The sequence below is a fragment of the Sulfitobacter sp. HI0027 genome (genome assembly GCF_001634775.1).
In the GTDB taxonomy this organism is placed as follows: Bacteria; Pseudomonadota; Alphaproteobacteria; order Rhodobacterales; family Rhodobacteraceae; genus Sulfitobacter.
Genome location: NZ_LWER01000108.1, coordinates 1 through 14,203, shown reverse-complemented (window position 1 = coordinate 14,203; position 14,203 = coordinate 1). Strand labels below are relative to the sequence as shown.

The 14,203-nt window shown below is 63.3% G+C and carries 14 protein-coding genes and 1 pseudogene; 10 read left to right on the top strand and 5 right to left on the bottom strand.

All coding sequences use genetic code 11. The features are described from left to right. The first annotated feature begins 80 nt into the window (after positions 1 to 80). The 3 genes from araD to A3722_RS05855 are packed head-to-tail and all read left to right on the top strand — an operon-like array spanning position 81 to position 3,453. Positions 81 to 1,823 (top strand): L-arabinonate dehydratase, encoded by a 1,743-nt coding sequence (gene araD, locus A3722_RS05865; RefSeq protein WP_067630755.1) that lies wholly within the window; start codon positions 81 to 83, stop codon positions 1,821 to 1,823. A gap of 11 nt (positions 1,824 to 1,834) precedes the next feature. Beyond that, positions 1,835 to 2,746, top strand: a complete 912-nt coding sequence (locus A3722_RS05860; RefSeq protein ID WP_067630757.1) for a dihydrodipicolinate synthase family protein — start codon at positions 1,835 to 1,837, stop codon at positions 2,744 to 2,746. Further along, positions 2,743 to 3,453 carry a ribonuclease activity regulator RraA gene (locus tag A3722_RS05855; RefSeq protein ID WP_067630759.1) on the top strand — a complete coding sequence of 237 codons (711 nt, stop codon included), beginning with the start codon at positions 2,743 to 2,745 and terminating at the stop codon, positions 3,451 to 3,453. Before A3722_RS05860 ends, A3722_RS05855 begins: the two co-directional genes overlap by 4 nt. A 1-nt stretch (position 3,454) precedes the next feature. Here the strand turns inward: A3722_RS05855 and A3722_RS05850 are convergent, their stop codons facing one another. Beyond that, on the bottom strand, positions 3,455 to 4,231 hold the full coding sequence (locus A3722_RS05850) for a GntR family transcriptional regulator (RefSeq protein WP_082849367.1): 777 nt from the start codon (positions 4,229 to 4,231) through the stop codon (positions 3,455 to 3,457). Between the two features lie 89 nt (positions 4,232 to 4,320). Between A3722_RS05850 and A3722_RS05845 the strand changes: the two genes are divergently transcribed. The 4 genes from A3722_RS05845 (at position 4,321) to A3722_RS05830 (ending at position 9,373) form a co-directional block, all read left to right on the top strand. After that, complete coding sequence (locus A3722_RS05845; RefSeq protein ID WP_236627352.1) at positions 4,321 to 5,868, top strand: UxaA family hydrolase; 1,548 nt, start codon at positions 4,321 to 4,323, stop codon at positions 5,866 to 5,868. A 23-nt stretch (positions 5,869 to 5,891) separates the two neighbouring features. Next, positions 5,892 to 7,205 (top strand): lactate racemase domain-containing protein, encoded by a 1,314-nt coding sequence (locus tag A3722_RS05840; RefSeq protein ID WP_067630761.1) that lies wholly within the window; start codon positions 5,892 to 5,894, stop codon positions 7,203 to 7,205. Then, positions 7,205 to 8,386, top strand: coding sequence for a LarC family nickel insertion protein (locus A3722_RS05835; RefSeq protein ID WP_082849365.1), 1,182 nt, complete (start codon positions 7,205 to 7,207; stop codon positions 8,384 to 8,386). Before A3722_RS05840 ends, A3722_RS05835 begins: the two co-directional genes overlap by 1 nt. 78 nt (positions 8,387 to 8,464) lie before the next feature. Next, positions 8,465 to 9,373, top strand: a complete 909-nt coding sequence (locus tag A3722_RS05830; protein WP_067627514.1) for a LysR family transcriptional regulator — start codon at positions 8,465 to 8,467, stop codon at positions 9,371 to 9,373. Here the strand turns inward: A3722_RS05830 and A3722_RS05825 are convergent, their stop codons facing one another. Continuing rightward, complete coding sequence (locus A3722_RS05825) at positions 9,374 to 10,099, bottom strand: SDR family NAD(P)-dependent oxidoreductase (protein WP_067627516.1); 726 nt, start codon at positions 10,097 to 10,099, stop codon at positions 9,374 to 9,376. 58 nt (positions 10,100 to 10,157) lie between these two features. Here A3722_RS05825 and A3722_RS05820 point away from each other — a divergent pair, with 58 nt between their 5' ends. Genes A3722_RS05820 through A3722_RS05810 form a run of 3 tightly spaced genes read left to right on the top strand, consistent with a single transcriptional unit; the run spans position 10,158 to position 12,100 of the window. Further along, on the top strand, positions 10,158 to 11,048 hold the full coding sequence (locus A3722_RS05820) for a 3-hydroxyacyl-CoA dehydrogenase NAD-binding domain-containing protein (RefSeq protein ID WP_067627517.1): 891 nt from the start codon (positions 10,158 to 10,160) through the stop codon (positions 11,046 to 11,048). 27 nt (positions 11,049 to 11,075) lie between these two features. Further along, the gene (locus A3722_RS05815) at positions 11,076 to 11,903 is read left to right on the top strand and encodes a 3-keto-5-aminohexanoate cleavage protein (RefSeq protein ID WP_067627519.1); all 828 of its coding nucleotides are present in this window, start codon (positions 11,076 to 11,078) and stop codon (positions 11,901 to 11,903) included. A gap of 38 nt (positions 11,904 to 11,941) precedes the next feature. After that, positions 11,942 to 12,100, top strand: coding sequence for a peptidase M23 (locus tag A3722_RS05810; RefSeq protein WP_067627520.1), 159 nt, complete (start codon positions 11,942 to 11,944; stop codon positions 12,098 to 12,100). Between the two features lie 23 nt (positions 12,101 to 12,123). Here A3722_RS05810 and A3722_RS05805 read toward each other — a convergent pair whose 3' ends face one another. The 3 genes and pseudogenes from A3722_RS05805 to A3722_RS24715 form a co-directional block, all read right to left on the bottom strand. After that, positions 12,124 to 12,702, bottom strand: a complete 579-nt coding sequence (locus A3722_RS05805; RefSeq protein ID WP_067915990.1) for a DUF1190 domain-containing protein — start codon at positions 12,700 to 12,702, stop codon at positions 12,124 to 12,126. A 39-nt stretch (positions 12,703 to 12,741) separates the two neighbouring features. Then, complete coding sequence (locus A3722_RS05800) at positions 12,742 to 13,968, bottom strand: glutathionylspermidine synthase family protein (protein ID WP_067627418.1); 1,227 nt, start codon at positions 13,966 to 13,968, stop codon at positions 12,742 to 12,744. 115 nt (positions 13,969 to 14,083) lie between these two features. Beyond that, positions 14,084 to 14,203, bottom strand: a pseudogene (locus tag A3722_RS24715) (IS30 family transposase); the annotation flags it as partial.

The window sequence follows — 14,203 nt, the reverse complement described above, 5'->3', positions numbered from 1 at the left end:
GGTGATACGGTAATATATCAGTTCGAGCAAGATGTGTTTTCCACCCGTTTTGCGATGATGTTTTAGCTGGCGAGGATTCCATGACCGAGACCAAGAAAACCGCCGATCAGCTGCGCAGCGCGCGCTGGTTTGCCCCCGATGATCTGCGCAGCTTTGGGCATCGGTCGCGCATGATGCAGATGGGACTGGGCCCCGAGGATTGGGAGGGCCGCCCGGTGATCGGCATCCTGAATACTTGGTCCGAGATGAACCCCTGCCACCTCCATTTCCGCGACCGCGCGGAGGACGTGAAGAAGGGAATCGCGCAGGCCGGGGGGCTGGGGTTGGAGATTCCGACGATCTCGATCGACGAGAGTTTCACCAAGCCGACCTCGATGCTCTACCGCAATATGATCGCGATGGAGACCGAAGAGACGATCCGCTCGCACCCGCTCGACGGTGTGGTGCTGATGGGCGGCTGTGACAAATCCACGCCGGGTCTGACCATGGGCGCGATCAGCGCAGGCGTGCCGTTCATCTTCTTGCCCGCAGGCCCGATGCTGCGCGGCAATTACGCGGGGCGGGCGCTTGGCTCTGGCTCGGATGCGTGGAAGTTCTGGGATGAGCGCCGCGCGGGCACGATCTCGGCCGAGGAATGGGTCGGCGTAGAAGGCGGCATCGCGCGGTCTTATGGGCATTGCATGACAATGGGCACGGCTTCGACCATGACCGCGATTGCGGAGGCGATGGGGCTGACGCTGCCAGGGGCCACCTCGATCCCTGCCGCGGACGCGGGCCACAAACGGATGAGCGCCTCTTGCGGGCGGCGGATCGTCGATATGGTTTGGGAGGACCTGACGCCGGACAAGATCATCACCCCCGCCGCCGTGCAAAATGCGGCGACGGTGGCGATGGCGACGGGCTGTTCGACCAATGCGGTGGTGCACATGCTGGCCATGGCACGTCGCGCAGGTGTGGCGCTGGAGCTGAACGATCTGGATGCTCTGGGCCGTACCACGCCGCTCATCGCCAATATCCGTCCCTTGGGCAGCAGCGAATATCTGATGGAGGATTTCTATTTCGCGGGCGGGCTGCGGGCGCTGATGGATCAACTGGGGGATAAACTTGACCGGTCGGCGATCACTTGCACCGGTAAACCCTTGGAGGAAGGAATCGCGGGCGCGCCTGTCTATAATGACGACGTGATCCGGCCCCTGTCGAACCCTGTCTATAAGGAAGGCTCGCTCGCCGTGCTTAAGGGCAACCTTTGCCCCAATGGCGCGGTGATCAAACCGGCGGCCTGCGATCCGAAGTTTCACCACCACGAAGGCCCGGCGCTGGTCTTTGACAGCTACCCGGAGATGAAGGCCGCGATTGATGACGAAAACCTTGACGTGACGCCGGACCATGTGCTGGTGCTGCGTAACGCAGGGCCGCAGGGCGGGCCGGGGATGCCCGAATGGGGCATGTTGCCGATGCCGAAGGCGCTGCTGAAACAGGGTCACCGCGACATGCTGCGGATCTCAGATGCGCGGATGTCGGGCACGTCTTACGGCGCTTGCATCCTGCATGTCGCGCCGGAGTCTTTCGTGGGCGGGCCGCTGGCGCTGCTGAAAACGGGCGACATCGTGCGCATGGACCTAGAGGCGCGCACCCTCGACATGCTGGTGGACGAGGATGAACTCGCCGCCCGCCGCGCCGCTTGGAAAGCCCCTGAGCCGCGGTTCGAGCGGGGTTGGGGTTATATGTTCCAGCGCCATGTGGGGCAGGCCGATCAGGGCTGCGACTTTGACTACCTCACCGCGGCCTTTGGCCAAGCGGCGGGTGAGCCGGATATTTTCTGAGGGGTACGTCCATGACACATGATCTATCAAAAGCGCTCACCGGCATCTCGGGCATCCTAGTGACGCCCTATGACGCGGGTGGAGAGATCGCGCCGCGCAAGCTGGCCCCGATCATCGACCGCGCGCTTGCCGCCGGGGTGCATATCCCGGTCGTGAACGGCAACACCGGCGAATATTACGCGCTGACCAATGATGAGGCCTGCACCATGGTGCGGGAGGTGGCGCAGTTGGTCGACGGGCGCGCGCCGCTACTGGCAGGCGTCGGGCGCGGCATTCGAGATGCCTGCGCGCTGGCCAAGGCGAGTGCCGAGGCCGGGGCGGATGCGCTCATGATCCACCAACCGCCCGATCCCTTCGTCTCCCCCCGCGGTACGGTCGATTATGTGCGCGCGGTGCGGGATGCCTCGGGCGGGCTGCCGGTGATGCTGTACCTGCGCAATGATGCGATGGGGCCTGAGGGCATCGCGCGGTTGTGCGGAGTCGAGGGGGTGAAGGGGGTCAAATGGGCCACACCGAACCCGTTGAACCTTGCCCGCGCGATCGAAGCTGCGCCGAAAGATATCGTTTGGGTCGGTGGTCTGGCCGAGGTCTGGGCCCCGCCGCTCTATGCGGTGGGCGCGCGGGGGTTTACCTCGGGCCTTATCAACGTCTGGCCCGAGCGGTCGGTCGCCATTCACGCGGCACTGGATGCAGGCGACTACGCCGAGGCGAACCGCCTTATCGCAGGGATGCGCGCCTTTGAGGACGTCCGCGCGGAAGAGCATAACGGCACCAATGTCACCGGTGTCAAAGCCGCCCTTATGGCCATCGGACAGGATTGCGGGGCCACGCGCCCGCCCTCCGCTTGGCCGCTGACGAAGCAGCAGCAGGCGGTGCTGGATCAATTCGTGAAAGACAATCAACTGAAGGGAGAGGCGGCATGAGCCCCGAACTACGCGAGAAACTTCAAGCGGTCTCGGTCGCGACATTGGCGACGGCGCTGTACAAGCGCGGGCTGCGCAATCAGGTGGTGCAGGGGGTCGGCCCGGTCGCGGCCAAGGGGCGCAATATGGTCGGCCCAGCGTTCACCCTGCGCTATATGCCCGCCCGTGAGGATCGCAACCAACTGGTCGAATTTCGCAATCCCGAACACCCGCAGCGCGTCGCGATTGAGACCTGCCCCGAGGGCCATGTGCTGGTGATGGATAGCCGCAAGGACGCGCGGGCCGCCAGTGCCGGGGATATCCTCATCACCCGTCTGATGATGCGCGGCGCGGCGGGGGTGGTGACAGATGGCGGTCTGCGTGATGCCGCGACCATCGGCGCGCTTGAGATGCCCGCCTATCACGCGCGGCCCTCAAGCCCCACGAACCTGACCTTGCATGAGGCGATTGAGATCAACTGCCCCGTCGGCTGCGGCGATGCGCCGGTCTTTCCCGGCGATATCGTGGTGGGCGACGACGACTGCGTGATCATCATCCCCGCAGATATCGCCGAAGAGGTCGCGGATGAGGCGGTAGAGATGACGGCCTATGAGGATTTCGTCGTGGAACAAGTTAAAGGCGGCGCGGGGATCATCGGGCTTTATCCGGGCACCAAGCAAGAAAACCTCGATAAATTCGCGGAATGGCGCAAAGCCAACAACCGCTGATTCAGGGCTTTTCCGGGGTGAAATACTCCGGGAAAGCCGCCCGTTTCTCGGTCATGCGGTCAACGGTGCGTTGCAGGTGTTGGCGCAGCGCCTCCATCGCGGCAGGGGCATCGCCCGCTTCGATCCCATCAAGGATCCGGCTGTGGCCCCCGATCACGTCCTTGTTGTTTAGGATTCGCCCCGCCTCATCAATGTCATCCAGATGCAGGCGGCGCAGTCGTTCCAGATGGCCCGCGTGGCTGCGCATGATGCGCTGGCTTTGCACGTGGCCTGCTGCCACAAAGAGGGTCTGGTGGAATACTTCGTCCAACTCCTGAAAAGTCGGCACGTCGCCGGGTTGGTCCGAGATGCTGCTTTGCAGGGCGACGATGCTGCGCAGGCGGGTCAGGGCTTCGGGCGCGATTTCGGCGGCCAAACGGCGCACGACTTCGGTCTCTAGCGCGATGCGCATGAACTGCGCTTCGCGGATCGCGGACATGTCGATTGGCGTCACCAAAGTGCGCGATTGCGGGTAGATTTTGACCAACCCCTCTTTGGCAAGCTGCTGCAGCGCATCGCGCAAGGGGGTCAGGCTCACCCCATGAGTCTCGGCTAATTCGGCACGCAAAAGCGGGGTGCCGGGCGGTAGGTCGAGCCGGACAATCTGATCACGCAACGTGGCATAAACCCCGCGCCCCGTCGGCCCACCCTCGAAGAGACCCTGATCGGCCCCGCCGCCCAAAATGCTTTTGGCGAGGGTCTGCGCACTCTGTGCTGAAGGTTTGTTCGATAAGGTCATGTGGACTCTTCCATAGCTATTAAATCTAATATATCAGTCAATGACATCTTACCGAAGCGGTTTTTTCGACACCCTGGGGGGAGCATCCGATGGACAGCCAGACCATGCAAGAGGACAGACGCGCAAAGGTGATGCTGCTGTCACCGACCGATAACGTGGTCGTGGCGACCTCGGCGGTACCCCAAGGCGCGGTATTGCCGCAAGACGGGCTGCGTGCCAACCACGATACGCCCCAAGGTCACAAGATTGCGATCCGCCCGATCCAACGCGGTGCCCCGATCCTGAAATTCGACACGGTGATCGGCTACGCGGCAGAGGATATTGCCGCAGGCGATTGGCTGCACAGCCATAACATCAAATTCGATGCGGTTGACAAAGACTATGCCTTTGCCCGCGACTATACCCCGACCAAGCTGCTGCCACCGCAAGAGCGCGCCCAGTTCATGGGCATCCGCCGCGCGAATGGCCGCGTGGGCACGCGCAATTACATCGGGCTTTTCGTCACCGTGAACTGCTCAGCCACTGTGGCGCGCAAGATTGCCAACTACTTCGACGAAGAGCGGATGGAGGCATGGGAGAATGTCGACGGGGTGATCCCCTTCATCCACGAATCCGGCTGCGGAATGGAGCTCACGGGCGAGCCGATGGACCTGCTGCGCCGCACGCTTTCGGGCTATATCCGCCACCCCAATCTGGCCGGGGCCGTGGTCCTGTCGCTGGGCTGCGAGCGCAACAATTTGGCGCAGTTCTTTGAGGAAGAAGGACTGGCCGAGGGCAAGATGCTGCGCACGATCACCATGCAGCATGTCGGTGGCACCGCCCGCGCCATTGCCGAGGGTAAGGATGCGGTGCGCGAAATGCTGGATCAGGCCAATGCCGTGCATCGTGAGCCCTGTTCGGCAGAGCATATCACCATAGGCATGCAATGCGGCGGGTCGGACGGGCTTTCGGGTCTGTCGGCCAACCCCGGGCTTGGGGCTGCGGCGGATATCCTCGTGCGCAACGGCGGCACGGCGATCCTGTCGGAGACGCCCGAGATTTTCGGCGTCGAACACCTCCTGACCCGCCGCGCCCGCAGCGAAGAGGTGGGCCGCAAACTGGTCGAACGCATGGACTGGTGGCTGGAGCATACCAAGGGCCGCGATACTCAGATCAACGGCGTGGTCAGCCCCGGCAATCAGGCGGGCGGTCTGGCGAATGTGTTGGAAAAATCGCTCGGCGGGGCCAAGAAAAGCGGCAGCACCGGGTTGATGGAGGTTTACCGCTATGCCGAAGCGGTGACGCAAAAGGGGCTGGTTTTTATGGACACGCCCGGCTTCGATCCCGTCTCTGCCACCGGGCAGATCGCGGGGGGTGCGAACCTGATTTGCTTTACCACCGGGCGCGGGTCTTGCTTTGGCTCCTATCCCTCGCCAACGATCAAACTGGCCTCCAACACACCGATGTTCACCAAGATGCAGGACGATATGGACATCAACTGCGGCACCGTGATCGACGGCGAATTGAGCCTTGAGGAATTGGGCCAAGCGATCTTTGAACGTATCCTCGCCATAGCCTCGGGGGAGCAGAGCAAATCCGAAGCGCTTGGCGTGGGTGAAGAGGAATTCGCGCCTTGGCCGATTGGGGTCACGGGGTAAAGATGTCAGACGGGAGAGCGCAGATGAAACCGAATTATGTGAAACTGGTCGAGGATACGCCGCTGCCGCGCATGGCGCTTTGCCGTCAGACCTTTGCCGCGACGCAAGTCGATGATCCGCGCGCTGCCGTGGCAGAGGCGATGCAGGCCGGTTGCGCGGACAAGATCAAGCCGGGCATGTCCATCGCCATCACCGCAGGCAGCCGGGGTCTGGCAAACCTGCCGGAACTGTTGGCCGCCATCGTGGCCGAGGTCCGCGCGCGCGGGGCGCAGCCCTTTGTCGTGCCCGCCATGGGCAGCCACGGGGGCGCCACCGCAGAGGGGCAGACCGCGCTGCTGGCGAAACTGGGCGTGACCGAAGAGAGCCTCGGTTGCGAGATCCGCTCGTCGATGGAGACTGACGAGATCGGCGTGCTCGACAACGGCATGTCGGTGCGGATGGACCGCCACGCCAATGCCGCCGATGGGATCATCCTGTTCAACCGGATCAAGCCGCATACCTCCTTCCGCGCGCCGAACGAAAGCGGGCTGGCCAAGATGCTCTCGATCGGGTTGGGCAAGCAATCGGGGGCCGAGACTTGCCATTCGCGGGGCATTGATAACGTCGGCATCTTTGTCGCCAAAATGGCGCGGATGAAGCTGGAGCGTTGCAAGGTGCTTTTCGGCATCGGCACGATTGAGAACGCCTACGACGAACTTTCGCAGGTGGTGGCGCTCGACAGCGACGGGATGCTGGAGGCCGAAGCGCCCTATCTGCAAGAGGCGATGCGCAACATGCCGCGCCTGCCGCTGGGGCCGCTGGACGCACCATCAGCTTCGGGCGATCTGGATGTGCTGGTGGTCGATGAGATCGGCAAAGAATTTTCCGGCACTGGGATGGACCCGAACATCACGCATCGTTTCTCAAGCGAAAAGATGCAGGTCCACCTGCATATCTCCCGGCTGGTAGCGCTTGGGTTGTCGCCGCTTAGCAACGGCAACGGCAATGGCGCGGCGCGGGCAGATGTGATCACGGAGCGGTTAGAGCAGGATTTCGACCGAGAGGCGGTTTATGCCAATGCCATCACGTCGCAGGTGTTGAAGCAGTCGAAGATCCCCATGGTCATGCCCTGCGACCGCACGGCGATCCAGACGGCGGTCAAGACCTGCGGGGCCGAGGATATCACCAAGGTCCGGCTGCTGCGCATCCCGAATACGCTGAAGCTTGAGTATCTCTATGCCTCCGAGGCGATGCTGCCAGAGCTGCGCGACCGCCCGGGGTTGGAGGTGGTCGGCGATCTGCAAGAGATGCAGTTTGATGGCGGCCTGCTGCGCAACCCTTGGCCGGAGGGGCATTGATGCGAGGTCAGGGGCTTCATCTGCACCTCGACCCCGTAGGCGGGGCGGCGGGTGATATGTTCATCGCGGCGATGCTGCATGCTTTCCCCGAACTGGCCGAACGCGCAGTGGCCGATGTCGCCGCCGTGCTTCCGGCGGAGGTGGGCCATGCGGAACTGAGCGAACATGTGGCTTCGGGCATCACCGCGCGGCGGTTCGAATTGGTGCTGGCCGCACCCGACGCAGGCAGGCGCCACGGGGCCGAGACGACCTACCGCGCGATGCGCGAACTTTTGGAAAACGCGCCGCTGTCCGAGGGCACGGCTCAGGCCGCCTGCGCGATCCTTCACCGGATTGCCGAGGCCGAAGCACAGGTGCACGACATCCCCATCGACCGGGTGCATTTTCACGAGATCGCGGATTGGGACGCGCTGATGGACGTGACCGCCGCAGGCAGCATCTGTGCTGCGCTGTCGGGGGCAACTGTCTCGCTCGCGGCGTTGCCTTTGGGCGGAGGGCTGGTCGAGACGGCGCATGGCAAACTGCCGGTGCCCGCGCCCGCCACGGCGCTGATCTTGCAAGGCTATGATTGGCATGACGACGGCGTGCCGGGCGAGCGGGTGACGCCCACAGGCGCCGCGATCCTTGCCCATCTTACCGGCGGCAGCCCCATCGCCAGCCGTCCACCGGGGCGGCTGCGCTGTACCGGGTCGGGCGCAGGGATGCGGGTGATGAAGGGGCTGCCGAATATCCTGCGGGTCAGCGTCTTCGACACCGCCACGGCGGGCATCGTGCAGGACAGTCTGGTGCAATTCGCTTGCGATATCGACGATATGACGGGCGAGGAACTGGGCGCGGCGGTGGACCGGCTGCGCGCGATGGAGGGCGTGGTCGATCTTCTGATGTTCAGCGGACAAGGCAAGAAATCCCGCCCGGTAACGCGGCTGGAATTGTTGGTGCAGCCGCAAGAGGCCGACGCGGTCGCGGCGCAGGTGTTTGATTTGACGTCAACGCTGGGGCTTCGCCGCAGCTTGGTGGATCGTTTCATCCTCGCACGGGAGAGCGATGACAGCGGCCCGCTTCGGCGCAAACGCGCGACGCGCCCCGGCGGGCATGAGACGGTCAAGGTCGAGAGTGATGATCTGGCCGATGCCGAGACCCTGCACGACCGTCGCAAACGCGCCCGTGCCTCCGAAGGCTAGGTGCCGCCGCCCGGTGATCTAACTTGCTTATCACCGGGCGGCGTGTGAAAATCCTCTGATGCCAATTCAGAGGACCGCATGGAAAAGCAACTCAGCGCAACGCTGCGCCAGTATGAGGTCTTTGTCGCCATTGCCGAAACGCTGCATTTTGGCCAAGCGGCGGCCAATCTTGGCGTGGCGCAGCCCGCACTGACGCAGCAACTGAAACACCTTGAGACCGTCTTTGGCGGTGAGCTTCTCTTCGACCGCAACCGCCGCCGGGTGATGCTGACGGACTCCGGCAAGTCACTCCTGCCCGAGGCCCGCGCCCTGCTGCAACAGGCCCGGCGGGTGGAAGCGCTGGCCGAAGCGGCGCGCAACGGGCAGCGCGGGCGGATTGAACTGGCCTATGTCGGCTCGGCCTCCTACGCGGGCATTCTGGGGCGGCTTTTGCGAGAGTTGCGCGCGGGCGCTGCGGATGTGGACCTGATCCTGCGCGAGTTGGACATGGACTTACAAATCGCCGAGATCGTGGCGGGCAGGCTCGATGCGGGGTTCGTGCGCCTGCCGCTCTCTGGCGTGCCCGAGACTTTGGTTACGCGCACCGTCCATACCGAGGATATTCTGCTGGCCGTGCCGCCCGATCACCGCCTCGCTGGGGTGCCTTCCGTTGCCATGGCGGCGCTGCGCGAGGAAAGTTTCATCTTCAGCCACCTTGGCCCCGATATGGGTTTCGCGGCCTGCGCCTATCAACTCTGCGCCGATGTCGGTTTCGCGCCCCGTGTGGCGCATCGCGCGCCGCAGTTTACTGCGATCGTGAATTTCGTCTCGGCGGGTCTGGGCGTGGCCTTTGTCCCCGCCTCTGCTGCGCGGATGAAGGATGCGGGCGTGGCCTTTCTGCCAATCCGCGATGCAAAGGTTCAAAGCCGGATCGGGCTGGCCTATCTGCGCGACCCAAGCAATCCGGTCCTGCGCAGGTTGCTAGCGGCCCTAGAGCCCGAGGTCTGATTACCCGACCGCCGTGCCACCACAGACAAAGACCGTTTGCCCGGTGATGAAACCGCTGCGGGCATCGGCGAAAAAGGCCACCGCCTGCGCGACATCCTCAGGCGTGCCCATGCGGCCCATCGGCACCGCATCGACGATGGCGCGGGTTTCTGGTGCATCTTCGGGATTGTTCTCCCAAAAGGCGGTCGTGGCGATGGGGCCGGGGGCGACGCAGTTCACGGTGATCCCGTCGCGCGCCAGTTCCAGCGCCCATGTCCGCGCCATCGACTGGATCGCGCCCTTGCTGGCGGAATAAAGCGTCCGGTCGATCTTGCCCTTTGTCACGCGACTGGTGTTCATCACGATCCGCCCTCCCCCTGCCGCGCGCATGGCCGGCACCAGCAGTTTCGCCGCCAAGATGCTGGGGCGGAGGTTCAGGTGCATGATGCGGTCGAAGTCATCAATCTCCACCGCGTCGAAGGGCGCGGGTTTCACGATGCCGACGTTATTGACCAGACAGGTGACCGGCCCCTCTTTGAGGATGTTTCGCAAGGCGGCGGTGGTTGCCTCGGGGTCTGACAGATCGACCTGCTGCGCATCCCCGCGCAGGGCAGGATCCTCCGGTTCCGCGATATCGAGCACGAAGACCCGCCAGCCGTCCTCTCTCAGCCTGCGGGCAATACCAAGGCCGATGTTGTGCGCACCGCCAGTGACAACCGCATGGCGCGGGGAAGGGTTTTGGGCCACGAGGGCCTCCTTTTCTCTATTCGCTGTTTACTTATCACCATCATCTAGTGATAAGTAAATGACTGATATCCGGGAGGGGGATAGCATGGCCAAACGCATCATCATCGTGGGGGCTGGCACGATGGGGCAATCCATCGGCAGGCTCTTTGGCCAGCATGGCTGGACGGTACAGGCGGTCGACCCGACCGAGGCCGCGCGCGATGGGTTTCTGGCGACGGTGCCGGGATCAAGCGCCACTGCTGCGTTGGAGGACGCAGGGCAGGCGGATGTCGCGCTGGAATGCGTGCCGGAGAACCTTGCGCTCAAGCGGAAGGTGCTGGCCGCCTTGGAGGGGGTGGTGCCAGAGGGGGCGCCGATCTTGTCGAACACCTCTGGCCTGACACTCGAAGAAATGTCGGCGGACATGGCCCGGCCTGAGCGCGCCGTGATCACGCATTTCTTCAACCCCGGCGATGTGATCCCTGCCGTCGAAGTGGTCGCGGCCAAGGATGCGCCCGAAGGGCTATGTGAAGAGGTCATGACCCTGCTGCGCGGGTTGGAGCGGCGGCCCGTGCGTTTGGACCACGCGCCGCCCGGTTTCGTGGCCAATCGCATCCAACATGCCATCATGCGCGAATGCCTGCATCTGGTGGATCAAGGTGTCGCCAGCCCGGCGGAGATTGACGAGATCGTGCAATGGTCCGTGGGTGTCCGCATGGCGCTTTCCGGCCCGTTCCGGCAGCGCGATTTGAACGGGCTGGGCACACATCTAAGCATTGCCGAATACCTCTATCCCGATCTGTGTGATCGCGATGACCCATCGCCGACCCTCGCCGATCTGGTGGGGCAGGGGCATCTGGGCAAACGCAGCGGCAAGGGGTTTTACGACTGGCCCGACGGGGAGGATGCGAGGGCCGCGGAGGAGGCGCTGCGCCGTGTCATCGCCCTTGCCCGCGACAGCGCCGATTAACCGATTTTCAGACAGCCGAGGACACCCATGACCGATACTCCAGCCATCATCTGCGTGGCCATCACCGGATCGCTTCCCACCAAGGCCGACAACCCGGCGGTGCCGATCGACATCACCGAACAGATCGAAAGCACCCATGCCGCGTTCGAGGCCGGGGCGACGATCTGCCATGCCCATGTCCGCACCGCCGATGGCACCCCCACGGCAGACCCCGAGCGTTTCGCGCGGCTGCAAGAGGGGCTGCGGCAGCATTGCCCCGGCATGATCGTGCAATTCTCAACCGGAGGGCGCTCGGGCGCGGGGCGAAACCGGGGCGGGATGCTGCCGCTGCGGCCCGATATGGCCTCGCTTTCCGTAGGGTCGAACAACTTTCCCAACCGCGTTTATGAAAACCCGCCTGAGCTTGTCGACTGGCTGGCGGAAGAGATGATGACCTACAGCGTGCTGCCCGAGATCGAGGTCTTCGACCTGAGCCACATCCTACAGGCCAAGGCCATGGCCGACGCGGGCAAGATCCCGTCGCGGCCCTATATCCAGTTCGTCATGGGGGTGAAAAACGCCATGCCTGCGGATCGAGACGTTTTTGATTTCTATATCCAAACGGTCAAACGGCTTTTCGGCGACATCCCGTGGTGCGCGGCCGGGATCGGGCGGCATCAGGCCGAACTTAACGCATGGTGTGCCGCCGCAGGAGGGCATCTGCGCACCGGGCTGGAGGATAATATTCGTCTGGACAAACAGACCCTTGCGCCCTCCAATGCCGCCCTCGTCACCCGCGCGGCAGAGATCTGCGCCGAGGCGGGTCGCCCTGTCGCCACGCCGCAGCAGGCGCGTGAGATTTTGGGGCTGGGTTGAGGCCACAAGGGCCAACGCAATAGATTAAGGATATTGAAATGAAGAGACTGACATTCGCCCTTACCACTTTCGCAGGCCCATTGGCGGCGCATGAGGGCGCGCATGTGCATCCCCATGGCCACGATCCCTTTTGGGCCGTGGCGGTGCTGGCGCTGGCGGTTGCGATCCTTGCGGCGGCGGTGATGCGCCGCAGGTAGGCGTGGGACTGCCCTAGTGCCCGTCAGCCACCAAAACCGCGCGATCCACCCGATCGGCCAAAACCGCCACGCGATGCGGCAGTGGCGCGGCTCATCGGGGTTTTGCCGATAGTGGTGCTGGGCCGGGTAAATTGCGACGTGCTAAGCTTGGCCGCGCCGCGATTGGTTGAATAGGTGCTGGAGCGGGCCGCATTGGTAAAGCGGCCATCCTTCGTTTTATACAGCGGCTGTGCCGCCGCCATCCCTGCGCGATTGCTCATCATATTGCCGATCAGGTAGCCCGCCAGCAGGGGCATGAAAATCCCGCCCGACCCACTTTGGGTTGCCGTCTGTTCCGAGCCGCAGGCGTCTGCGCCATGCTGCTCTTCGCAGACCTCTAGGCTGTCATAGCGCGGTGCGGATTCCACATGGAGGGTCTGGGCCGCGTCAAAGGCGGTTTCGCATTGTTGCTGGGTGTACATTCCGCCGCTTGAGGCATCCGCCAGACAGCTTTGCAGGTCGGGAAAGGCAGCGGCATCGACCTTTTCCTCCTCACATCCGGCGAGGGTAAAGGCGGCGGCACCGACGATGGCGATGGAAACCCGTTTCGAGCGTTTGGTCATGATGGTCGTCTTTCTGCCAAGGGGCGGCGGGGCATAGGGTTACGCGAGAATATAGTGCGGTTTGAAGCGGGACAAATCCTGCGTGATGCGCGAGCGGTCTTCGCGGATACCGATGCCCGCGCAACTTTCGCCCACGATCCAAGACCCGATAACGGGGCGAAATCCGTCAAATTCGGGCAGGGGGGCATAGGTTTGAACGATGCGCGGATGTTCGGCGTAGTCTAGGTTTTTCGACTGTTCGATCACCTTGCCGGATTGATGGATCGAGACCGACGCCCCCTCCCGCGATAGGATCGGCTTGCGCACATGCGCTGCCGCCAGATCCGCGGCGGCACGGTCAAAGGCCTCGGCGCAGGTGGGGGCGGCGGGGCCGCGCCCGGCGAGCGCATCTGCCACATCCGCCTCAAAAAACGCGGGCAGCAGATTGGGGTGGCCTTCGAACATCCGCCACAGGACGGGCAAGAGCCCCTTGTTGGACAAAAGCGCTTTCCACGCAGGCTCCAGAAACAGGCAGCCCGAGCCTTCGATATGTGACGCGTAGTCGTCCCGCAGCAGGTCTTCCCACGGGTAGAGTTTGAACAGCACCGCAATGCGGCGATCCTGATCGTCGAGGAACTGACCGTCCTCACTGAGTGCGATCTTGTCGAGGTCACAGTAATGCGCACCAAGGCCCGCCTCACGCGCGGCCCACCCCATGGCTTCGACGGTGCCGTAATCTTCGGGGTTGTCCGCCACGGCGGTGAAATGCAGGTCACTATCGGGCTCAAAAACCTCGGCAAATCGGGCGACCAATGCCTCATGGATGCCGTTGAACTGATCCGTGCCTTCGGGCAAAACGCCTGCCTTCAACTGGTCTTCAAGCCATTGCCACTGGAAGGCCGCGCTTTCGTAGAGCGAGGTTGGCGTGTCTGCGTTATACTCCAGCAGCTTGGCTGGGCGCGCGCCGTCATAGGCCAGATCGAAACGCCCGTAGATCTCAGGGTCGCCCCGCCGCCAGCTTTCGGCCACGAGGTCGCGATGCGCTTCTGGAATGGCAAGCTGCGCCATCAATTCTTCGCTGACGATCATTTCTGCCACGGCCTCGCGGCACATGGCGTGCAACTCGGTCGAGGGGTCTTCGATGTCGTTCTCGATCTGCTCAAGCGACAGCGCATAGGCCGAGGTTTCGTCCCAATAGGGCTCACCATGCATATCGGCGAAGGTAAAGCCGACCTCTTCGGCATGGGCGCGCCAATCGGGTCTTTCGGGCAATGTGGTCTTTTGCAACGGTTCGCTCCCCCCGGGTTTCGCCTCCGCTTCTAATCGGCTTTGGCCCAAGCGGCCAGAGGGGGGACGGTTTAACGCGGCAATGGTGTCTCAAGGGTCGTTGCGACAGTTTCCGCTATCTCAGTTTCCTCAACTCTTCCCTGAACGCTTCCGTCGGTGTGCGCCAACCAAGGCACTTTCTTGGCGTGCCGTTGAGGCGGTCACAAATCGCCTTCATATTGCGATTTGAGAGCGC